Origin of the sequence: Aurantiacibacter xanthus (genome assembly GCF_003584015.1) — a bacterium.
In the GTDB taxonomy this organism is placed as follows: domain Bacteria; phylum Pseudomonadota; class Alphaproteobacteria; order Sphingomonadales; family Sphingomonadaceae; genus Alteraurantiacibacter; species Alteraurantiacibacter xanthus.
In genome coordinates this window covers 35770-57849 of the sequence record NZ_QXFM01000073.1, presented here as the reverse complement: position 1 = coordinate 57849, position 22080 = coordinate 35770, and the positions used below count along the sequence as shown (strand labels likewise).

The following is a 22080-nucleotide window of genomic DNA, read 5'->3' as shown; positions in this document are numbered from 1 at the left end:
TGACAGGTCGGCGAGGCAGTTACCTATGCCGGGATAAGGTCGCTCTCGATGTCCAGCTCTCGCGCCAGGCCGGTGTGCAGATCATAGACCAGACCATGCAGCGCAATGTCTTCGCCGCGCTCGAAGGCGGCACGCAGGATGCGCATCCGGGCAAGCTGCCGCACCTGATGCCGGACATTGAGCTCCACCAGACGATCCAGCCGCTCCTCCTGATCGGAGATGGCAGCCAACTCCTCCGCGTGCCGCAGGCTGACTTCGCGCACCGAACCGAGCCAGCGGTCGATTGCGCCAGTGGTCTCGCCCGAAACCGACGCTTCCACCACGCCGCAGCCGCGGTGGCCGCAGATCACGATGTGGCTGACCTTCAGTTCCTCGACCGCGAACTGCAGCACCGATCCGAAGTTGTCGTCATCCTCGCTCACCACGTTGGCGACGTTGCGGTGGATGAACAGCTCGCCCGGCCGGGTCTGGGTGATCTGCTCGGGGCTGACGCGGCTGTCCGAACACCCGATCCACAGGATATCGGGGTTCTGCCCCCGCATCTGCTGGCCGAAGAAATCCGGTTTGCGCTCGCGCATTTCGTGCGACCAGGCCTTGTTGGCGAGCAGGAGTTCGCGAAACTTCTTCATGAGTAGGCAACCTTTCTCAGCGGCGCGCGCAGCCCGCTGCCTTCCAGATGTTCGAGATCGTGGCGAACGCTCACCTCGATGTCCTTGAACTCGGCATTCCTGACGAAGGCGTTGATGATCTCGATATTGTCGGGATCGACGAATTCGGAGCGGTCGAGGTCGATCACCACCTGCGAGCCGGAGGGGATCGACTGCAGCGACTGCTGCAACTCGTACTTGTGAATGAAGTAGAGGTTGCGGCGGCTCTTCACGAGGTAGAACGCGCCTTCGTTGGCCACGGTGATGGCCTTGCGGAAGTTGCGCGCCACCACGAAGACGAAACCGATGGCGAGACCGATCACGATGCCCATCAACAGGTCCGTCAGCAGGATTGCCGCCACCGTGGCGAAGAACGGCACGAACTGGTGCCAGCCCTGCTTCCAGCGCCGCACGAACATCTGCGGGGTGGTGAGCTTGTATCCGGTGTGGATCAGGATCGCGGCCAGAGCGGCAAGCGGGATCAGGTTCAGCAGGGTCGGGATCAGGACGACACTGGCCAGCAGCCAGAAGCCGTGCAGGATCGCCGACATCTTGGTCACGGCACCGGCCGAGACGTTGGCGCTCGAACGCACGATCACCGAGGTCAGCGGCAGGCCGCCGATCAGGCCCGAGACGAAGTTGCCGCCACCCTGCGCCAGCAGTTCGTGGTTCTTGTCAGAGGTGCGGCGGCGCGGGTCGATCTCGTCCACGGCCTTCACGCACAGCAGCGATTCAAGGCTCGCCACGATGGCCAGCGTCACCGCCACGATCCACACGTCGGGCAGACCGATCAGCGAGAAGTCCGGAGTGGAAAAGTTGGAGAAGAAGCCATCCAGCGTTTCGGCCACGGGCACCTGCACGAGGTGCGTGGTATCGATGGCGAGCGAGGGCGCGAACAGCTTGAAGCCTTCGTTGGCAAGCACGCCGAACAGCACCACCACCAGCGGTCCGGGCAGCAGACGGATGGGCCCCTCCTTGGGCCGCTTCACATCCCACCAGAACAGAAACGCGATCGAGACCGCCGCAATCACCATCGGGCCGAACAGCAGGTAGTCCCAGAACGAATAGAACAGCGTGGTGATCGTGTTCAGACCATCGGGCTGCAGGAAGCTGAGGCTGCCCTCGAAATCGCCGTCATAGCCAAGCGCATGCGGGATCTGCTTGAGGATGAGGATCAGGCCGATCGCCGCCAGCATGCCGGTGATGACCGAACTGGGCACGAATTCGGACAGCGTGCCCGAGCGGGTGAAATAGAGCGCAATCTGCATCAGGCCGGCCAGCATGGTCGCCAGCAGAAAGGCCTCCCAGCTGGGCAAGGTGGCCAGCGCGCCGAGCACGATCACGGTAAGGCCGGCGGCCGGACCGCTGACCGAGAGCTGCGACTTCGACAGCACGCCAACGACGACGCCACCGACGATGCCGGAAATCAGGCCCGAAAACAGCGGCGCGCCCGAAGCGAGCGCGATGCCAAGGCAGAGTGGCAGCGCAACCAGCGCCACGACAACCGAGGCGGGAACATCGCGCCCGAGATTGGCAAAGAGAGATTCGTTGTCAGTCATAAGCCACCTTCCATGGGTGGCGGCTCCTGCAGCGGGGCAATCGAGGAATCCCGGCAGGAGCCGCCTGACTTGTGAGTGGGAGGGGAAATGGAGGGCCCAGGGGTGGGGCTCAGCCCACTCGCAAGGTTTCGCGGCCGAAATCGGCCACCGCGTAGGCACCATCGGCGCCCAGCGGAATGTACGTGCCCGAAGCGCCATCGAGCGCGCGGATGACACCGGTTTCGATATCGAACACCCAGCCGTGCAGACGCAGCTTGCCCGCCGCCAGACCCGAGGCCACGCAAGGGTGCGAGCGCAGGTGCGTCAGCTGGATCTTGACGTTCTCCTCGATCAGGCTTTCCAGCCGCTCGCCGGCTTCCATCGCGCCGCAGCAGGCCTCGACCGTCGCGTTGGCGGCTTCGGCATGGCTCAGCCATTCCTTGACGCTGGGCATCTTGTCGAGCGCGCCGGGAGCGGCGGAGAAGGCCTTCATCGCGCCGCAATCGGCATGGCCGCAGATCACGATATCGGTGACGCCCAGCGCAACCACGGCATATTCGATCGTGCTGGTGACACCGCCATTGGTGCGCTGCCACGGCGGCACGATGTTGCCCGCATTGCGGATCACGAACAGTTCGCCCGGCTCCGACTGGGTAATCAGTTCGGGCACCACGCGGCTGTCCGAGCAGCTGATCATCAGAGTAGTGGGGCTCTGGCCTTCGCGGGCCAGTTCGCGGAAGCGCTCACTCTTGGTGGGGAAAACGTTTCCGATAAAGCGGTCAACGCCGTCGATCAGAGTGTTCATGACATGCTCCTTCGCAAATCCAGTCAATTGGAATGCAGGAGCTAGCGAGCCAATGTTTCCCCGCAGGCCGAGAAATGTAACAAAGTGTTTCTAGGCACTCGGCTCGTCGCAAACCGGCAGTTCGATGGTGGCGGCAAGGCCATTCGGCTCGCGGTTGCGGAGCACCAGCCGGCCACCGTGCAGCTCGGCAACGCGCGCCGTAATGGCAAGGCCGAGACCGATCCCGCCATTGGCTTCGCCGCGCGCCTTGTCCATCCGCTCGAACGGACGCATCAGTCGCTGGAATTCCTCCTCGGGTATGCCAGGACCGTTATCGGCGACCGTGATGCGGATCATGTCGTCATCCGCCCGCAAGACGATCCCCCGGCTGGTGCCATGGTCGACGGCGTTATCGACCAGATTCTCGATCGCCCGGCGCAAGCCGACGTGGTGAACCTGCGCGATCAATCGGTCCGGCCCGGAGTAGCCGACCGGATTGCCCAGATCCTCGAACCCGTCGCAGATCGTCCGGCACAGGCTGGCAAGGTCGGTTCGGGTCCGCGGGGCCGGATCATCGGTGTCGAAATATTCGAGCAGCTCCTGCAGCATGTGCCCCATGATCTCGACATCGTGCTCGGCCGCCTCGCGCTCGACCCTGTCCTCGATGCGCGCGATCCGCAGCCGGATCCGCGCCAGCGGGGTGCGCATATCGTGCCCCACCGCTGCGAGGGCGCGCGTGCGTTGTAGCAGCACGTCATCGACCCGGTCCTGCATCGCATTGAGAGCCTCCGACACCCGCCGCAGTTCGCGCGGGCCGGTTTTCTCGTCGAAGTGAATGCGGGCGTCGGTGCCGATCAGGCTGGCGCTTTCGGCCAGCCGCACGAGAGGCCGGTTAAGCGTGCGCACCAGCACCGCCGCCGTGCCGAAGATCACGATCGCAACCAGCCCGACCCGCAGCAAGGTAAAGGCCGCCCAGCGCCAGTTCGTCACCGGCTCCCGCGTCCGAAAGGCGAGCCAGCTGCCATCGCCGATCTCGACCGATCCGGTGAGATAGCTGTCGAGACTCAGCTCCTTGCGGTCTTCGAGAGCGATCCACAGCCCGGCCTCCTGCAAGGACGGTTCCCAGGCGAAGATATCCGCTTCGAGGTACCGGAGCATCTCCGATTGGCGTCCCGCCGCGCGCGATACCGGCTCATCGACCAGCCTGAATTCAAGATGCTGCGTCGACAGCGCCTGCGCCAGTTCGCGTCGCTGGCCGGAGGGGACACTTTCGATCAGACGTTCGGCCACGGTTACCTGCTCGGCAATCCGCCGCCCGATGTCTTCGCGCTGAATTTTGGATTCGTCGCCACTGATCAGCAGCCCGGCCACGAGAAACTGTGCGGTCATCACCAGCACCAGAACCAGCACGAGCCGGCTGGTCAGCCCCTGCGGCCATACCGACCAGCCAAGGCTCACCGCGTGACTTCGGGCACAAAGACATATCCGAGGCCGCGCACGGTGCGGATCATGTCCGCGCCATTGGATGCGCTGCCGAGCTTCTGGCGCAGACGGCTGATCAGCACATCGACGCTGCGATCCCCCTGCCCCGATTGCCGACCGCGCGAGTTTTCGAGCAACAAGGCCCGGCTGACCACGCGCTGCGGCATGCTGGCGAGGGTCACCAGCAGATCGAATTCGGCTTCCGAAACCGAGATACGCTCTCCCTCAGGCGCGAACAGTTCGCGCCGCCGCGGATCGAGCCGCCAGCCATCGAAATAGAGCATGGCCCCGGCCGGTTCGCTGTCTTGCCCGGCATGGCCATCGGCCCGGCGCAGCACGGCGCGTATTCTGGCGATGAGTTCATCGGGATCGACCGGTTTGACCAGATAGTCGTCGGCGCCGATTTCCAGCCCCACGATGCGATCGGTCTGCGATGCGCGCGCGCTGATGAAGATAATCGGGATCTTGCTGGTCTGGCGGATCTTGCGGCACACATCGATCCCGTTCGAGCCGGGCAGCATGATGTCGAGAATGATGAGGTCGAGATGAGTGAGATCGGCAAGGCTTGAAGCGGCAAACTCGGCAGCGCTGCAAAAGCTTGCCACTTCAAAGCCATTTTCCCGGATGCACCTGGCCAGCAGCATCCGAAGTGGACCATCGTCCTCGATTAACGCCAGTCTTTGGCCGCGGGCGGGAAGTTCCATGAGAGCGCGCCATAAAGGAAGCGCCCGCCGGTTGATAGTCCGAGTTCGCGCCCTGTCGCATTGGCTGGCGCTCTTGCCGAGGAACGGCCTGCGACCATGCCCGCGCCGATAGCGCTCATGCGTCCGGTGCAAACCAGCGGAATCGCGTTGCCGCCAACCGAGCCTTGTCCGAACGATGATGCCATAAATGACCCATTCAATGGTAAGGATTATTCAGTAATATCGGTACTGATTTTCACGTCGGATTATGCCACTAGTCCGGCGAATCTCTTTGCAGACGGGGGCGTCGAATGAAGTCGGGAATTCTCACCAGGACGGCGATGGCCGCCATCCTGTGCGCGGGGCTTGCCGCGCCGGCTGCGGCACAAAGCACGATCAACTCGACCGGCGAGCTGCGCTCAGGCGATGAAGAGCTGCCCTCGGGCGAATTCTACGACCTCTTCTCTTTCGACGGACGCGCGGGCGAAGAGATCGATGTCACGCTGACCAGCAACGACTTCGACCCCTATCTGATGCTCCGCAGCGAGGGCGATTTCTCGGTCGAGAACGACGACGCCGATGAAGGCAATGGCACCCATTCGCGCATCATCACCACGCTGCCCGAAGATGGCCGCTATCGCTTCGTCATCACCAGCTATGCCGCAGGAGAAACCGGCGCCTACCGGTTGCAGGGCACGCGAAGCGGCAGCTCCGCAGGCCGCAGCACAGGTGGCAACAGCGGACTGGCCGACAGCACTGCGGGCACGCTTTCGACGAGCGATGCCACCCTCGACGATGGCTCCTACTACGACAGCTATACGTTCGACGGGCGCAGCGGGCAGCATGTCACCATCCTGATGAACTCGACCGATTTCGACACCTACCTGCGCGTCGAAAGTCCGAGCGGGGAAATGTTCAGCGACGATGACGGCCAGGAGGGCTCGACCAATTCGCGCCTCGACCTCGACCTCACCGAGAACGGCCAGTACCGGATCACCGCCAACAGCCTCGCCCAGGGGGAGACGGGCAGCTACCTGCTGAGCATAAACGGCGCGCGGTTCGGTGCCGGTGGCACCTCGGGCGGCAGGGCTTCGGGCTCGGGCAGTTCGGGCGGAACAAGCGGCTCGACCACTGCGCTCACGCCTGGCACCCCCACACGCGGCCAGCTCGCAGCAGGCGACGCGAGGCTCGATTCCGGCGAGTATTACGATACCTACACGCTGCGCGGCAATCCCGGCGCGCGGATGGCCGTGACCATGCAAAGCCCGGACTTCGACGCCTATCTCGCCGCGGTGGGTAGTGACAATTACTCGGTCGAGAACGACGACGATCCGAGCGGGGGCGGCACCAACAGCCGGCTCGACGTGACAATCCCTTCCGACGGCACGCTTACCATCGCCGCCACCAGCTATGCCGCGGCGGAAACCGGCAGCTACACGATCCGCGCCGACCTGTCGGGCGCCTCCGCGCGCGCGGCCAGCGGCGAGCGGCTCGAACTGGGGCGCAGCGTCACCGGCACGCTCACCTCATCCGACCCGCGCGGTGAGCACTCGGTCGAGGACATCTACCTGATCGAGGCCGATGCCGGGCAGAGCCTGCGCCTTGCCCTCGCTTCCGACGAGTTCGACACCCTGCTGCGCGTGGAAGGACCGGGCGGCTTCTCGGTCGAAAACGACGACGACCCTGCGGGCAGCACGCTCAACAGTCTGGTCGAGACGACGCTGCCGCAGGCGGGCACCTACCGGGTGGTGGTGGCCAGCTATTCCGAAAGCGGGCTCGGCAGCTACCGGCTCGACAGCAGCGGCGCGGCCAGCTCAGCGAGCGGCGGCTTCACCCGGCTTACGCTTGGCCGCACGGTCAACGGTTCGCTCGCCAGCGGTGACGAGACGATCTCCTCGGGCGAATATGTCGACGCCTACACCTTCGACGGCCAGCGCGGCCAGCGCGTGACCTTCGACATGACCTCCTCCGAGTTCGACACCTACCTCTCGCTGCTGATGCCCGGTGGCGGCAGCGAGGCAAACGATGACCGCGCCGGCGGCGATGGCGAGACCAACTCGCGCCTCACCGTCACCCTGCCCGAAACCGGCGCCTACACGCTGGTGGCGACCAGCTATCAGGGCGGCGAGACCGGCCGTTATACCATCAGCTCCACCGTCAGCGCGGGCGGCGGCGCTGCGCCGGTGGTGGCCGGACGCAGCGGGGGCCGCATCTTCGCACTGAGCGTGGGCGTGGCCGATTACGGCGGGCGTGCCAGCAACCTCTCGATGACCGATCAGGACGCCACCAAGCTCACCCAGACGCTGCAACACACCGGCATGCTCGCCCCGCAAAGCGCCACGCTGATCAACCGGCAGGCGACGCGGGCGAACTTCATCGAAGCGATCGCCGATATCGCCGGGACGATCGGGCCGGACGATCTGTTCCTGCTGTTCTACTCGGGCCATGGCTCCAAGCAGCCGGTGGAGAGCTTCATGGAGCGCGACGGCACCAGCGAAACCATCGAACTGTTCGATGCCGCCGTGACCGACTACGAACTGGGGCAAATGCTCGAACCGATTCACGCGCGCACGCTGCTGGTGCTCGATTCGTGCTTCTCGGGCGGGTTCGACGATGTGGTCAACCGCCAGACCGGGCGGATGGGCGTGTTCAGCTCCGACAGCGACCTCACCAGTCTGGTGGCGCAGAAGTTCGCGGCGGGCGGCTATATCTCGCACATTCTCCAGCAGGCGATGGAAGGCAGCGCCGATGCCAACGGCGATGGCGCGATCACGGCGGGCGAACTGTCGGAGTTCATGCGCACCACCTTCTATCGCATCGCGCTCGACGAGCCGTTGCAGACCGACGCCTATGGTGCGAGCGGCTCACGTTCGCAGGGCTATCAGCACATCGTCGTCAATCGTGGCGGCGACGGTATGCCCTATGACGAGGTGCTGGTGACGCTCGCCTCACGGTAGTTTTCCCTGATCGCGACCGCGCCAAACGCGGCGTGCAGTTTTGTCATAGCACGGTCATTTCCAGCTTGCAGGAGTTCCCCATCCAATTGGGGAATGACTGGATGGAACACGTCACCATCTTCGCCACCAGCGAGGAAGCGGCCGGCTATGACCGGTTCGATCACGGCGATGCACAATTCGTGTTCGAGCGACTGGCAGCCGCCGGGCCGAACAAGCTTGTCGAAGGCAGCGTCTGGGCCTTTGTCGACTGGGTGCTCGACGATTTGTCGGGCCTCGAAATGTGCCGCCGCCTGCGCGCCGATCCGCGCACCCGCGATGCCCATATCACGATGGTGCTCGATGAGGACGACCCCGAAGACCGCCGCCGGGCGATCAAGGCCGGGGCTGACGACTATGCGATCGGCCCGCTCGACCGCAAGGCGATGCTCGACCGGGTGCTGGCGCTCTATGCCACCGAAGGGCGGCAGAGCGTGCCGCAGGTGCTCGATCTGGGCGCGCTGCAAATCAACGTCGCGGGCGAGCAGGCGCGCTGGAAGGGCCAGCAGATCACGCTGCGCCCGAACGAGTTCCGCGTGCTGCGCTTTCTGGCCGAAAACCCCAACCGGGTGCTGAGCCGGCAGGAGCTGGTCGATGCGCTCGGCAAGGCTGGCGATCCGGGCTACCTGCGCACGGTCGACGTGTGGATCAAGCGGCTGCGCTTCGGGCTGCGCAGCGCAGGCGCAGGGCACCTGCTGCGCACCGTCCATTCCAAAGGCTACGTGCTCGACCTGCCCTGACGCGGGGGCAAGCACCAGCGCTCTCCCCCCCTTCCCAACACCATAACGAAAAAGGCCTCCCGTTCGCACGGGAGGCCTTCTTTGTCGTCGCCAGTGTGGCGGGCGGTTAGAAGGTCACCGACAGACCGGCCGAGAACGACTGGCCAACGTCATAGGTGTTGACGTTGATGTAGTCGGTGCCGTTGTCCTGGAACTCCTGATGGCGCGTGCCGAGCAGGTTGCGCGCTTCCAGCTTGAGTTCAGCATCGGTGCCGCCGATCCGGAAACCTTCACGCCAGACGAAGTCGATCCGCACACCCGGCTTCTCGACGATGTCGGGCTGGCCCACGAGGCCGCGGCTGACCACGCGGTTGCTGGCATAGGACACCAGAATGGTCTGCTGCGACAGGCGGTCGAGATCCTCAAGCCCGAACTGCAGGTTGACCAGATGGTCCGACTGCCCGGTGAGCGGCGCGCCGTCGCGGAAGTAGATCGAAGCCGGGCTGCCGAGCGCGCCGAACACGTTCACCAGATCGTCGTCCGACACCTTCAGTTCGGACTTGGTGTAGGTGTAGTTGGCGAGCACCACGGCCTGACGGCTGGAGAACAGGCCGCCCATGCTTTCGAGATCGAAGTATTTGGTAACGTCGAACTCGGCACCGTACAGCGAGGCTTCGGGCGCATTGGCGAACGAGGTCAGCAGGTCGGTGCTGCCGACCACGAAGGTCTCGATCGGCTTGTCGATCTTCTTGTAGAACCCGGCCAGCGAGATGCGCTGTCCACGCGCGAAGTACCACTCGAAGCGGGCCTCGGCGTTGTACAGCTCGCTGTCCTGCAGATAGGGGTTGCCGCGGAAGGCACGGTTGCTGTCGGGATCGTAGAAGGGCTGCGCGATCAGTTCGCGGAACTGCGGGCGGGCGATGGTCTTCGAACCGTTGAGGCGGATCTGCATCCCGTCGTCGAGGTCGAAGGTGACCGTAAGCGCCGGCAGGAAGTAGTCGTTGCTGAGATTGGTCGGATCGACCGTCGAATTGGCGACCGCCGGAGAGACCGACAGGTCGGCCTTCTCGTAGCGCACGCCCGCGTCGATGGTGATCATGTCGTTCAGCAGCAGATCGGCCTTGGCATAGCCTGCCCAGTTTTCGAGCCCGGCATTGAAGGCGTTGGTGCCCGGATCGGAGTCGATCAGGGTGATACCCAGCGCGTTGACCATTTCGGGCGAGAAATAGAGGTCGGGCCGCAGGGTCGCCAGTGCGAAAGCGAAATCCGGATTGCTCACGGTCACGCCGTCCTTGGTGATCGTGCCGGTCGCGGGAATCGAAAACAGGAACTCGCGGCGCAGGCTGAAGCGCTTCGAATCCGACCAGGCACCGCCCACCGTCAGGTTGAAGGTGTCGGTGATCGGATAGGTGAGGTCGAGACCCGCCGAGTAGAGATCCTCATTCAGCTTCGAGTAGGTGTACGACGGACGGTCACCGCTGTTCGAGAACATGGTGTAGATCGTCTCGCCCTGCAGCAGCGTCTCCCGGTAAGGGAACATCAGTTCGCCCGGCGCGTCGCGCTTGGTGTTGGCATAGCTGCCACGCAGGTCGAGGCTGAGATCGCCGAACTTGAATTCGCCCACCAGCTGGGTGTCGATCAGCTGACGCGCGTAGAAGCCGGTGCGCTGGTTGACGAAACGGGTGTCGCCGTTCTGCGCGGGCTTCGTGCCTTCCGACAAACTGGCGCGCTTGAGCGTGTCGTGGATGTAGACGTTGGTCCAGCGGATCACGTGCTCGCCCAGTTCCAGACCGAACCCGAGCATGCCGTTGACCAGCACGTTCTGGTTGGTCGCGACCTGGCGGAAGTCGTTTTCGATCGAGTTCAGGCTGCCCGAAGAGGCCGACTGCTGGATGGTGTCGCGGGTCGACCAGTTGTTCGAATAGCTGGCCGCGGCGACGATGCCGAGCTGACCATCGGGCATCTGGATCGCAGTCCCGCCGCTCAGCGACAGGCCGAGGTTGGGTTGCACATCGCCGATCTGCTGGATCACCGCCTGCTGCGATGTCACCAGTTGGGCCGCGATCGGCGTCGTCTCTGCACCGACCGGCAACGTCGCAGGGGTCGAGACATATTGCAGCGCGTTACCGCCGGGCTGGCGCGCGCCGTTGTCGTAGCCGAGCCAGTCGCGCGAGCTGCCGTAGTAGCTCAGGCCGTTCTGGAACGTCGTCTCGACATCGCCGCCGATGCTGCCGCCGATGGTGAGGAAAGGCTCGTCGGGCGTGGTGCGGGTGGTGAGGTTGATCACACCGCCGCCGAACTCGCCGGGGAAGTTGACCGAGTAGCTCTTCTGCACCAGCGAGGAGGAGACCACGCTGGTCGGGAACAGGTCGAGCGGGACCACGCGCTTGAGCGGCTCCGGGCTCGGCAATGGCGAGCCGTTGAGCAGCGCCAGCGAGTAGCGATCGCCAAGGCCGCGCACATAGACGAAGCCGTTGCCGACCACGCTCAGGCCAGTCACGCGCGACAGGGCGCCGGCGATGTCACCTTCGCCGGTACGGGCGATGTCTTCGGTGGACAGGACGCTCGTCACCTGGGCCGAGGTCTGGGCCGGATCGCGGTTCACGCGGCCGGTCACGACGATGACCGAGCTGCCGCCCGGAACCGAAACGTCGACCGGGTCGCTCTCGTCGGTGGTGGAGGTGCCCGGCACGGGGCTTTCCTGCGCAGAGGCGAGCGATGGAAGGGTCAGAGCTGTGGTGACGATGAGCGCACCGACCAGCCGCGAAGAGATGGACATCCGAGGTCTCCTGAAATCAATAGTGCATTGGATGCATGAACGGGGGCAGCCGGCAGAGCGGCTGCCCCCGCAGTATTCACGTCAGGCAGCCGCTCAGGTCGTCGGCAGCGAGGTGCAAGCCGTCGAGGAAGCCCCGAAGTTCGCGATGCTGCTGTTGCAGGTCCAGCCCTTGTACCAGTCGGCATTGCCGGTCCAGGCCGCACCGATGTGGTTGGGGCTGAGCTCCACGAAGAAGGACGACAGGCCCGTTGCGCTGGTGACTGCGACGCCATCTTCGTTAGAACCGTTGAAGAAGGTGCCGGTCAGCGTGTTGGTGAAGTCTTCCTTGTTCGAAGCATCGCCGGTGATGAAGCCGCGCACCTGAGCGGCGGTGAAGGCATCGCCCGAACCGTCGCCGATGTACTTGGCATCGCCGGTGCCCGAGCACTGCAGGGCAACCGAGCGCGCGGTCAGCGTGGCACGGTTGGCAGCGGTGGTGTTCGCCGTCATGCGGATGCACTCGTTCTGCGGTGCGATGATCGCACCGTTGTAGAGCGTCACATCCGCGTTGCCGCGGAACAGCACTGCGGCCTTGTCGTTGCCTTCGTTGTTCGAACTGGTCTGCGGCTGATACGCGAGGAAGTTCACGACCTGGAGGTTGGTGCGCGGAGTGTTACCTTCGTTGCCGTTGGAGTCGATTTCCATCAGCGCATCGCCTTGGCCCGGGACCGGCAGCAGCAGCGCGTACTGCACGTTCAGACGGGCTCCGGTGTCGACGTCGAGGCTATCGTCATCAGCGCCGGTGGCGATGTAGTAGCTCATGTTGACCTTGCCGCCGAAGAATTCGGCACCATCGTCCGACGAACGGTGCGACTGAATGTGGCTGAGCGTGGTGCCGGTGCCGACGCCCGAGGGGGTCAGCGCCTGCAGTTCCTTATTGGTGGAAAGCGCGAAGCCCGAATAGCGGAGCTGCACATATTCCATGCTGCCAGCATTGTAGGTGTCGTCATTGCCGCCGAACTGCGCTGGGTCTGTCGAGCCTTCCGTGCTGCGCTGGCATGCACCAGCGCCGGTTCCGCCGACCGTACCGAGTTCGCAATCGGTAATGGTCGCACGGCCGAGCAGCACAACACCACCCCACTGACTGCCGCCCGTGTTTTCGTTGTTCACACCAGCTACGTTTTCGAAGCTGGTGAAGATGATCGGCTTGCTCGGCGTACCCACGGCGTGGATCTTGTTACCGCGGTTTACGGCGAGCCAGGACGCACCCTTCTCACCATAGAGAATCACGCCGGGTTCGATCGTGAGCGTGACGTTGGTATCGGCGTTCAGCGGAGTGCTACATCCGACAGTCGTCGAGGTGTAATTGGTCGGAGCGACCGGGCCACCGTCGCAGCCGACATTTACGCGACCGTTCATGCGATAGAGCACGCCCGAGAGCTTCGGCAGGGTCACCGACTTGGTGATCAGGCCCGGCAGGGTGCAGACACGGTAGGAGCCGGTCGGGCCGGATACGGTACCGTCGTTGGTTAGGGCAACCGAACCGTCGGCAGTCAGGGTCGGGCAATCGCCTGCGGCAACGACGGGCGAGGAGCTCGGGGTCGGCGTCGGGTTGGTCACCGAGTTGTCGGTATAGTCGATATTGACGGAGCCGGTGCCCGGCGAAGCAATTTGTTCAGGACCGCAAGCGGCCAGAGCCAGCACGCTGGTGCCGATGATGAGCGAGCGAGAAAGGTTAGTCACAGCGAACGGTCCCCTCAAAAAACCGAGAATCAGGAGTGCGAATTAAGTCGCGGCTCGCTCGCTAGGAGCGTCGCGTGACAGTTTGTTTGCAAAGGGCTCGATTAAATTGTGATCGTCAGACGACAGCCAGGTGACAGGCCCGTCATGCAGCCGGCGAACCGCAGAAATGCGCCAGAAATGCCGCCGCAAAACCGAAGGTTTCATATTTGTGACAAAATGACAGTTTCATTGCATTTCTGCCGGGCGAATCGCATTCTTCGGTCATTCACAGTTTGGGAGATTGAGAATGATCGTATTGCAAGCAGCCGTCGCGCTGATGATGGCACAGGCCGCCCCCGCCGCCATGATGGCCGGTATGAACACCGACCAACACCGCGACGCCGCCTACGAGGAGCTGACGCAGGGCGAGACCGATGCCGCCATCGCCCGCCTCGAAGCGAACCTCGCGCAGAACCCGGAAGACCCGGCTCTACTGATCAACCTCGGCTCGGCCTGGGCCGTGCGCGGCGACAAGGACAAGGCCGCCGGCTACTATCGCGCCGCCGCCCGCTCCGATGTGCGTTACCAGCTCGAACTGGCCGACGGCGAGTGGATCGATTCGCGCGCTGCCGCACGCCTCGCGCTGCGTACGCTCGAACAGTCCGCCGTGGCGATGAACTAAGCCGCTATTGTATAATACCGTATCGACGCCCGCCCTGGCGGAGTTGTCGGCCGGACTTCAAAAGCCCCGCCGTGCCATGGTGCCCGGCGGGGCTTTTCGATGCATTTACCGCAGGGGCCTTTACTGTGTCACGCGGTTGTCATCTATTGTAAGCATTGGGGGCGCTTCGGAGGGTACGGATGATTCTGCGCGCGCTGACTTTGTCGGCAACTGCCTTGGTGATCGCGGTCGGTGCAGCGCCGGCCCATGCCGACGTCCTCGAAGTGGGCGCAGCGGGCGAAGCGCGTTGGGTTGCCGGGCCTGCCATGGCCGTGGCCGCTTCGCAGGATCTATCCGCGAGCTACGCGATGGTTCCCGCCCCCGTGCAGGTTCCTGCAGAGATTTCCGCCCTCGTGCCCGAAAGCGCGGTCGCAGACCCGGCGCTGCACGACGATGACGTGCCGCTGGCCTATGCCGCCAAGGTCGCCGAACTGGCCGCCCGTTTCGACCTTTCCCCAGCCCTCATCGAGGCGCTGGTGTGGCAGGAGAGCCGCTGGCGCGCCAATGCCCGCAGCCCCGTCGGCGCGCAGGGCCTTGCCCAGTTGATGCCCGGCACCGCGCGCTATCTCGGCGTCGATGCGGGCGATCCCTTTGCCAACCTCGAAGGCGGCGCGCGCTATCTGCGCGAACAGCTCGACCGCTTCGACGGCAATCTCGAAAAGGCGCTCGCCGCTTACAATGCCGGACCGGGGCGTGTGATGCGCGCGGGCGGCATTCCGCGCATTCGCGAAACGCAGCAATATGTGGCCGCCATCATGGGCCGCCTCGCCAACCATTCCCGGAGTTCTGAGTAACCATGTCGTTCATTGCCCGTATCGCCGCGCTTGCCACCCTGCTTGTTCCTTCGGCTGCCTTTGCGCAGGACCCGGCCGGCTCCTCGCCGATCAACAACGCGTTTTCTTGGATGCAGCAGACCATGCTCGGCACGGTCGCGACCACGGTGGCGGTGATGGCCGTGGCGGCAGTCGGCTTCATGATGCTGACGGGCCGGATGAACTGGCGCTTCGGCGCGACCGTGATCATCGGCGTGTTCATCATCTTCGGCGCGGGCTCGATCGTGGCCGGTATTCAGGGCGCGGCAGGCTGATGCAGCTCGCCCGCTCCCGCGTTCACCGCGCGCTGACCCGGCCGCAGATGTTTGCGGGCGTGACGCTGAACTTCTTCGTGATCAACGCGCTGGTTACCACCGAGGCGTTCCTGATCCTCAAGAGCTTCTGGATCCTGCCGATCCCGCTGATCATGCACGCAATCGGCTATTTCGCGTGCCTGCGCGAGCCGCGCATTTTCGACCTCTGGCTGACCAAGGTTTCGAAGTGTCCGCGGGTCAAGAACTACAAGCGCTGGGGCTGCAATTCCTACGCAGCCTGAGCGCGCCTTAGCCCGCCAGCAAGTGGCGGCATGGAGCGACGACGAATGAGCAAATGGCTGGGAGCCGCGGCATGGAGCGCGAAGGAAGCGCAGGCGGGAGACCGCCTGCCCTATGCGCGCCTCGTCGACGCGGGCACACTGCTGCTGCGCGACGGTTCGCTGATGGCCGCGCTGCAGGTGCCCGGCCTGCTGTTCGAGACCGAGGACACAGACGCGCTTAACGCCCATTCCGCCACGCGCGAGGTGATGCTGCGCTCGAACCTCGATGCGCGGTTTGTGCTCTATCACCACGTGATCCGCCGGAGGGTGAGCGTGGAGCTGGAGGCGCGGTTCCCCGATCCGCTCTCGGCGCATATCGACAAGGCGTGGCGCGAGAAGCTGTCGTCCGGCTCGCTGTTCGTGAACGACCAGTTCATCACCCTCGTGCGTCGTCCCGCGCGCGGCAAGGCGGGTCTCGCCGAGCGGGTCAGCAAAATGCTCAAGGGCCGTAAGGGCGAAGCCGAGGCGGTCGATCCGAAAGACCTGCGCAGCTTGCGCGCGGCGGTGCAGGCGCTGGCCGCCTCGCTGGGTGATTACGGCGCGCAGCCGCTCGGCGACTATGTCGGCCACAGCGGGGCCACCAACAACGAACTGCTCGAACTTCTCTCAGCGCTTTACAATGGCGAGATGCGCCCGGTGCGCCGCCCCGAGGACGACACCGATGTGGGCAATATGCTGCCCTATCGCCGCGCCTCCTTCGGGCTCGACGCGATGGAACTGCGCGGCGCGCAGGGGGCCGATTTCTCGTCGATCCTCAGCCTCAAGGACTATCCCGAGGCGACCAGCCCCGGCCTGCTCGACGCCATGTTGCGACTGCCGTTCGAGATGGTCGTGACCGAAAGCTTCGCCCCGCAGGAGCGGCAGACCGCGCGCGAGAAGATCGACCTTGCGATCCGCCGTCTGCGCTCGGCGGACGAGGAGGCGCAGGCAGAACGCCTGGACATGATGGCCGCGCGCGACGAACTGGGCGCAGGCTCGGTCGGGTTCGGCGATCATCACCTCACCGTGCTGGTGCGCGAACGCGACCTCGCCCGGCTCGACGACGCCAGTGCCTCGGTCGCCGCCGCGCTGGCCGACACTGGCGCGATTGCCGTGCGCGAGGATACCAATCTCGAACCCGCCTTCTGGGGCCAGTTCCCCGGCAACGAAGGATACCTCGTGCGCCGCGCGCTGATCTCCACCGCCAATATGGCGGGCTTCGGCTCGTTCCACGGCTTCGCGCTCGGGCAGGCCGAGGGCAACCACTGGGGCGAGGCGGTCACGCTGCTGCAAACCACCAGCGCCACGCCGTTCTTCTTCAACTTCCATCACGGCGACCTCGGCAATTTCTCGGTCATCGGGCCGTCGGGTTCGGGCAAGACCGTGGTGATGAACTTCCTCGCTGCACAGGCGCAGAAGTTCGCCCCGCGCACGATCCTGTTCGACAAGGATCGCGGTGCCGAGCTGTTCATTCGCGGCATCGGCGGCTCTTACGAGCGCATCCACGCGGGCGAACCCACGGGCTTCAATCCGCTGGCCATGCCCGACACGCCGGCAAACCGCGCCTTCCTGCGCGACTGGCTTGCAGTGCTGCTCAAGGCCGACGGGCCGGAGGAAAACGGCCTGATCGCCGCCGCCGTCGATGCCGCCTATGGCAATGCCCCGAGCCTACGCCGTCTGCGCTATTTCCGCGAGCTGCTGAGCGGCAGCCGCCGTCCGCAGCCGGGCGATCTGGCCGACCGCCTCTCGGCCTGGATCGAGGACGGCGAATTCGCCTGGCTGTTCGACAACGCCGCCGACAAGCTCGACCTTTCCACGCGGGTGATGGGCTTCGACATGACCGCGCTGCTCGACAACCCGCGCCTGCGCACGCCCACGATGATGTACCTGTTCCAGCGCATCGACGAGCGGCTCGACGGCAAGCCAACGATGATCCTGATCGACGAGGGCTGGAAGGCGCTCGACGACGAGATCTTCGCCGCGCGCATCCGCGACTGGCTGAAGACGCTGCGCAAACGCAACGCGCTGGTCGGTTTCGCCACGCAGTCGGCGCGCGATGCGCTCGACAGCAAGATCAGCACCGCGCTGGTCGAGCAGACCGCGACCATGGTGTTCATGCCCAACAGCCGCGCGCGGCCCGAGGACTATTGCGAGGGCTTCGGCCTCACCGAGCACGAGCTGGCGCTGATCCGCAGCCTGCCCGCGCACTCGCGCTGCTTCCTCGTGCGCCAGCCCGATGCCAGCGTGGTGGTGCGGCTCGATCTGTCGGGTGCGCCCGAGGTCATCGCCATGCTGTCGGGCCGCGAAAGCACCGTGCGGCGGCTCGATCTGCTGCGCGAGGCGGTCGGCAACGATCCGGCGCAGTGGTATCCGGCGCTCACCAACCGCCCGTGGCCCGGCTCGGCTGACTACCGCGCCGAGGCGAGCGAGGCCGAAAGCCTGAGCTGGGAAGCCGCCGAATGAGCGCCGCCTTCGCCATCTCCGCCGCCAGCGTGAGCACCGAATGCATGCGCGCCATGGACGGCGTGGGTGCAGGCATCGGCGCGAGCCTGCGGGGCGTCGACTGCGCGGCATCGAGCATGGCGCAGGCCGCCTTCAACCGCCTGTTCAGCGCCGAGGGCACGCTCGGCCCGGTGCTGACGGCGATGCTGACGATCTGGATCGCCTTCCTCGGCTTCGCGCTGATTACCGGGCGCACGCGGCTTGGCCTGTCCTCGCTGACCCCGCGCATGGTGACGCTGGTGCTGGTGATCACCTTCGCCACCAGCTGGGTCGCGTTCCAGAGCGTGTTCTGGAACCTCGCGGTCGGCGCGCCCGACGAGATCGCCACGCTGCTGATGGGCACCCACGGCTCGGCCAGCACCATCTTCGCCGACAAGCTCGACTCGGTCATGCTCGCGCTGATGGACATCTCGGGCGGCGATGCGATGGCGAACGACACCTCGATCTTCTCGCCGCCGGGGCTGTTGTGGAGCGGCGGCACCATGCTGCTGCTCGGCACGGTGGGCGTGCTCGCCACCTGCAAGATCGCGCTGGCGATCCTGATGGGGCTGGGGCCGATCTTCATCGTGATGGCGCTGTTCACCGGCACGCGCGGGCTGTTCGTGGGCTGGCTCAAGGGCGTGGTGCTGATGGCGCTGGCCCCGCTGTTCGCCGTGCTCGGCGGCTCGCTGATGCTGGAGCTGGCGGTGCCGGTGCTCTCCGCGTTGCAACAGACACCGGGCAAGATCGACGTGCGTCCGGCCATGGCCTTCTTCATGATCGGCGCGGTGCATCTGGCGCTGATGGCGATGATCCTCAAGGTCACCTCGACCATGGTGGCAGGCTGGACCGTGTTCGGCTTCGCCACCAGCGACAAGGCCGACGAAGGTGCGCGCGGCACATCCGCCCCCGCGCAAAGCCCGCTTAACCCGGCGCTCGCCACCTCTGCCGCCGACCGGGCTGCGGCCACTGCCGCCACCACCGCGCAGGCGCGCGATATCCGGGTCAGCACAGCCGCGGCCATGCCGCTTGCCGCCAACGACACCGGCACCAGTTCCACCCATACCCGCGAGACCCGCGTGGTGACGCAAGGCGCGCAGGTCTCGCCTTTTGCCGCGGGTCAGTCAGGCACGAGCAACCGTGCGCGCGGTATCGGCAGCCGCTTCAAGTCTGCCCCCATTCGCTCAACGGAGAATAAGTGATGATGCCCCGCGCGACGATCGCCGCGGCCCTGTTGGCCTCCAGTCTCGTCGCCCTGCCCGCGCAGGCCGATCCGCGCCTCGTGGAGCGCTTTTACAACGAGAGCGAAGTCGTCACGATCAATGGTCGCGTAAACGTGCAGTCGACCATCCAGTTCGGTGATGACGAGGCGATCGAGAACGTCGCCATCGGCAATTCGCAGAGCTGGCAGGTCACCCCCAACCGGCGCGCGAACCTGCTGTTCGTCAAACCGCTCGAACCGCGCGCGGCGACCAACATGACGGTGGTCACCAACAAGCGCACCTATCTATTCGACCTCGTGGCGAGCCCCACCACGCGCACGCCGGTCTATGTCCTCAAGTTTACCTACCCGGTGGAGGAAACACCTGAGCAGACGCAGCTGGCCGACGGCGCGCCGCGCGACCCGTCGCGGATGCCCAATGCGCTCGAAGTCGCCGCCGCGCATGACCAGCTCGCCGTGGTCGACCCCGCCGCGCTCAATTTCGACTGGACCAGCGACGGGGTCGAGCGATTGTTGCCCGAACAGGTTTACGACGACGGCACGGCGACCTTCCTCGCCTGGCCCTCGGGCGCACCGATGCCTGCGATCCTCGTGAAAGACCGCGATGGCATGGAAGGCCCGGTGAACTTCGCCGTGCGCGGCGATACGGTGGTGCTCGACGGGGTGCCGCGCGAGATCATCCTGCGTTCGGGTGACGATGTGGCCACCTTGATCAACACGGGCAGCAATGCCCCGGCGCCCGGCGCCTGATACCTTTGCAGCGGAGCGACGTTCAATGAAACTTGCCATGCGCCTTCCCGAAAAGACCAAGGGTGTCGCCAACGACGCCGACCCGCGCGAGACCGCGTCCGCCGAGGTGATCGACCTCGCCAGCCGCACCGCCTATCCCGCCGTGGCGGCGCGCAATGGCGGCTCCGACGCGCTCGGCCTGATCGCCGGGATCGGCTTTGTCGCGCTGATCGGCGGGGCCACGCTGTGGGGCCTCAACGCCAGCCGCATGGATGACAGCGCGCAGGCCCCGCAGGATGTCGCGCCCGCGCCGCAACCTGCACAACCGCCGGTCGTGCTTCAGCCCGAGCCTGCCGAGGCCGCGATGGTCGCGCCCGCTCCGCAGGCGGACCCGGCCCCCGCTCCGGTGATGTCGCAGCAGGTGCAGCAAGAGCCTGCGGTCAACCGCTACAACTCGCCCGCCATGGTGTTCGACAGCAGCCCGGCGGCCAATGCGGCGGTGAGCGCCGGTGCAATCACCACCGCTTCGCCCGATGGTTCGGTGGTGCCGGGTGCGGGCGGCGGCGCGGCGAACGACTTTGCCTCCCGCATCGGCGGCGTGGGGGGCGGCCCGGCCACCGCGCGGCAGGATATCAACCCCGCCACCACCGTGGCGCAGGGCACGATGATCCCGGCGATCCTGGAAACCGCCATCAACACCGATGTGCCCGGCTATGTCCGCGCCGTGGTGAGCCAGGACGTGAAGAGCTACGACGGCAGCCGCGTGCTGGTCCCGCGCTCGAGCCGCCTCGTCGGTCAGTACCAGTCGGGCCTGCAAGCCGGGCAGACCCGCGCCTATGTGGTCTGGACCCGGCTGATCCGCCCCGACGGCGTGTCGGTCGCGCTGCAATCGCCGAGCACCACCTTCGACGGCACCACTGGCCTCGAAGGCAAGGTCAACTCGCACTTCTTCAGCCGGTTCGGCTCGGCCATGCTGCTTTCCGTGATCGGCGGGCTGACCACCATCGCCAGCGGCGGCACCTCGGTGATCCTTGGCGGCGGGCAGAGCGCGGCTTCCACCGCCTTGCAGCAGGACGGCCAGCGCCCGCCCACCGTGCGCGTGCGCATGGGCGAGCCGGTGCGCGTCTACACCGCACGCGATCTCGACTTCGGTCAGGTGAACTAAGCCGCGATGAGCGCCGAAATCCACCAGCTCGGCGGCGAGCCTCTGCCCTCGCTGGCAGGCCCTGCGCCCGAGGCCCCGGTGATCCCCGGCGGCTCGGTCTATCTCGACGCCTATCTCGCGCCGCTGCGCCAGTGGCTTGACCGCGACACCGTGACCGAGATCCTCGTCAACCGTCCCGGCGAGGTCTGGATCGAGGACGCAGCGCATCCCGGCATGCAGCGCATCGAAGTACCCGAAGTGACCGACAAGCTGGTGCAGCGCCTCGCCGAGCAGGTCGCCCGCATCAGCCATCAGGGCATCAACCGCGAGCACCCGCTGCTCGGCGCGACGCTGCCCGCCGAGGGCTATGGCGGTGCGCGCGTGCAGTTCTGCGGCCCTCCCGCCACGCGCAAGCACTGGGCGCTGTCGATCCGCCGTCACCGCCAGCTCGATCTCCCGCTCGACGCCTACGACCACGGCCCGCTGCGCGCTCCCGCCGAAGAGGACATGCCCGATCCGGCCGAGGAGCCGATTGCCTTCCTGCGCGCCGCGATCAAGGCGCGCAAAACCATCCTCGTCTCGGGCGGCACCTCGACCGGCAAGACCACCTTCCTCAACGCCATGCTCGGCGAAATCCCGCGCGAGGAGCGCGTCGTGCTGGTGGAAGACACCCCCGAACTGAAGTTCCCCGGCGCCAATGCCGTCGGGCTGGTGGCGGTGAAGGGCGAGCTGGGCGAAGCGAAAGTCACCGCCAACGAGCTGCTGCAATCGGCCCTGCGCCTCAGGCCCGACCGGATCGTGCTGGGCGAATTGCGCGGGGCGGAGAGCGTCTCGTTCCTGCGCGCAATCAACACCGGGCACCCCGGCTCGTTCTCGACCATCCACGCGAACTCCCTGCGCGGCGCGCTCGAACAGCTTTCGCTGATGGTGATGCAGACCGGCATCGGCCTCACCCGTTCGGACACCCTCGCCTATGCCGCGGGCGTGATCGACGTGATCGTCCAGCTGGGCCGCTCGGAGGGCAAGCGCGGCATCACGGCCATCGCGAGGGCCGCCGATATCGCGTGATTT

20 protein-coding genes are annotated in these 22080 nt (G+C 65.6%); 11 read left to right on the top strand and 9 right to left on the bottom strand.

Annotated features, from left to right (window positions below):
- Positions 1 to 23: 23 nt before the first annotated feature.
- The 6 genes from D2V17_RS08170 to D2V17_RS20940 all read right to left on the bottom strand — a co-directional run bounded on the left by D2V17_RS08170 (position 24) and on the right by D2V17_RS20940 (position 5340).
- A complete protein-coding gene (locus D2V17_RS08170) occupies positions 24 to 629 on the bottom strand; it encodes a carbonic anhydrase (RefSeq protein ID WP_119592578.1) in 606 nt (201 codons plus the stop codon).
- Positions 626 to 2206, bottom strand: a complete 1581-nt coding sequence (locus D2V17_RS08165; protein ID WP_119592577.1) for a SulP family inorganic anion transporter — start codon at positions 2204 to 2206, stop codon at positions 626 to 628. Before D2V17_RS08165 ends, D2V17_RS08170 begins: the two co-directional genes overlap by 4 nt.
- Positions 2207 to 2315: 109 nt before the next feature.
- Positions 2316 to 2990, bottom strand: a complete 675-nt coding sequence (locus D2V17_RS08160; RefSeq protein WP_119592576.1) for a carbonic anhydrase — start codon at positions 2988 to 2990, stop codon at positions 2316 to 2318.
- A gap of 90 nt (positions 2991 to 3080) precedes the next feature.
- Complete coding sequence (locus D2V17_RS08155) at positions 3081 to 4427, bottom strand: sensor histidine kinase (RefSeq protein ID WP_119592575.1); 1347 nt, start codon at positions 4425 to 4427, stop codon at positions 3081 to 3083.
- Positions 4424 to 5155, bottom strand: a complete 732-nt coding sequence (locus D2V17_RS08150) for a response regulator transcription factor (protein ID WP_119592574.1) — start codon at positions 5153 to 5155, stop codon at positions 4424 to 4426. Before D2V17_RS08150 ends, D2V17_RS08155 begins: the two co-directional genes overlap by 4 nt.
- Positions 5119 to 5340 carry a hypothetical protein gene (locus D2V17_RS20940; RefSeq protein ID WP_147367297.1) on the bottom strand — a complete coding sequence of 74 codons (222 nt, stop codon included), beginning with the start codon at positions 5338 to 5340 and terminating at the stop codon, positions 5119 to 5121. Before D2V17_RS20940 ends, D2V17_RS08150 begins: the two co-directional genes overlap by 37 nt.
- A 105-nt stretch (positions 5341 to 5445) precedes the next feature.
- Between D2V17_RS20940 and D2V17_RS08145 the strand changes: the two genes are divergently transcribed.
- Both D2V17_RS08145 and D2V17_RS08140 read left to right on the top strand, forming a co-directional pair.
- Positions 5446 to 8091 carry a pre-peptidase C-terminal domain-containing protein gene (locus D2V17_RS08145; protein ID WP_147367295.1) on the top strand — a complete coding sequence of 882 codons (2646 nt, stop codon included), beginning with the start codon at positions 5446 to 5448 and terminating at the stop codon, positions 8089 to 8091.
- A 101-nt stretch (positions 8092 to 8192) separates the two neighbouring features.
- A complete protein-coding gene (locus D2V17_RS08140; RefSeq protein ID WP_119592572.1) occupies positions 8193 to 8867 on the top strand; it encodes a response regulator transcription factor in 675 nt (224 codons plus the stop codon).
- A gap of 106 nt (positions 8868 to 8973) precedes the next feature.
- Here D2V17_RS08140 and D2V17_RS08135 read toward each other — a convergent pair whose 3' ends face one another.
- The 3 genes from D2V17_RS08135 to D2V17_RS21910 all read right to left on the bottom strand — a co-directional run bounded on the left by D2V17_RS08135 (position 8974) and on the right by D2V17_RS21910 (position 13612).
- Positions 8974 to 11625, bottom strand: a complete 2652-nt coding sequence (locus tag D2V17_RS08135; RefSeq protein WP_119592571.1) for a TonB-dependent receptor domain-containing protein — start codon at positions 11623 to 11625, stop codon at positions 8974 to 8976.
- 93 nt (positions 11626 to 11718) lie between these two features.
- On the bottom strand, positions 11719 to 13347 hold the full coding sequence (locus tag D2V17_RS08130; RefSeq protein WP_119592570.1) for a hypothetical protein: 1629 nt from the start codon (positions 13345 to 13347) through the stop codon (positions 11719 to 11721).
- Between the two features lie 142 nt (positions 13348 to 13489).
- Positions 13490 to 13612 (bottom strand): hypothetical protein, encoded by a 123-nt coding sequence (locus D2V17_RS21910; protein ID WP_281270557.1) that lies wholly within the window; start codon positions 13610 to 13612, stop codon positions 13490 to 13492.
- Positions 13613 to 13633: 21 nt separating this feature from the next.
- Between D2V17_RS21910 and D2V17_RS08125 the strand changes: the two genes are divergently transcribed.
- From D2V17_RS08125 to virB11, 9 genes are all read left to right on the top strand, one after another.
- Complete coding sequence (locus D2V17_RS08125; protein ID WP_245978633.1) at positions 13634 to 14008, top strand: tetratricopeptide repeat protein; 375 nt, start codon at positions 13634 to 13636, stop codon at positions 14006 to 14008.
- A gap of 179 nt (positions 14009 to 14187) precedes the next feature.
- Positions 14188 to 14841, top strand: a complete 654-nt coding sequence (locus D2V17_RS08120; protein WP_119592569.1) for a lytic transglycosylase domain-containing protein — start codon at positions 14188 to 14190, stop codon at positions 14839 to 14841.
- Between the two features lie 2 nt (positions 14842 to 14843).
- Entirely contained in the window at positions 14844 to 15134 is a 291-nt protein-coding gene (locus D2V17_RS08115) for a TrbC/VirB2 family protein (RefSeq protein WP_119592568.1), read from the top strand.
- Positions 15134 to 15415 carry a VirB3 family type IV secretion system protein gene (locus tag D2V17_RS08110; protein ID WP_119592567.1) on the top strand — a complete coding sequence of 94 codons (282 nt, stop codon included), beginning with the start codon at positions 15134 to 15136 and terminating at the stop codon, positions 15413 to 15415. The genes D2V17_RS08115 and D2V17_RS08110 overlap by 1 nt, the downstream gene beginning before the upstream one ends.
- A 45-nt stretch (positions 15416 to 15460) precedes the next feature.
- A complete protein-coding gene (locus D2V17_RS08105) occupies positions 15461 to 17896 on the top strand; it encodes a VirB4 family type IV secretion/conjugal transfer ATPase (protein WP_119592566.1) in 2436 nt (811 codons plus the stop codon).
- Positions 17893 to 19116: a TrbL/VirB6 family protein gene (locus tag D2V17_RS08100; protein WP_245978632.1), complete on the top strand. Its 1224-nt coding sequence runs from the start codon at positions 17893 to 17895 to the stop codon at positions 19114 to 19116. Before D2V17_RS08105 ends, D2V17_RS08100 begins: the two co-directional genes overlap by 4 nt.
- On the top strand, positions 19116 to 19886 hold the full coding sequence (locus D2V17_RS08095) for a TrbG/VirB9 family P-type conjugative transfer protein (protein ID WP_245978631.1): 771 nt from the start codon (positions 19116 to 19118) through the stop codon (positions 19884 to 19886). The genes D2V17_RS08100 and D2V17_RS08095 overlap by 1 nt, the downstream gene beginning before the upstream one ends.
- Positions 19887 to 19911: 25 nt before the next feature.
- Positions 19912 to 21030, top strand: coding sequence for a TrbI/VirB10 family protein (locus tag D2V17_RS08090; RefSeq protein ID WP_245978630.1), 1119 nt, complete (start codon positions 19912 to 19914; stop codon positions 21028 to 21030).
- 6 nt (positions 21031 to 21036) lie between these two features.
- Positions 21037 to 22077 (top strand): P-type DNA transfer ATPase VirB11, encoded by a 1041-nt coding sequence (virB11, locus tag D2V17_RS08085; RefSeq protein ID WP_119592564.1) that lies wholly within the window; start codon positions 21037 to 21039, stop codon positions 22075 to 22077.
- The last annotated feature ends 3 nt before the right edge of the window (positions 22078 to 22080 follow it).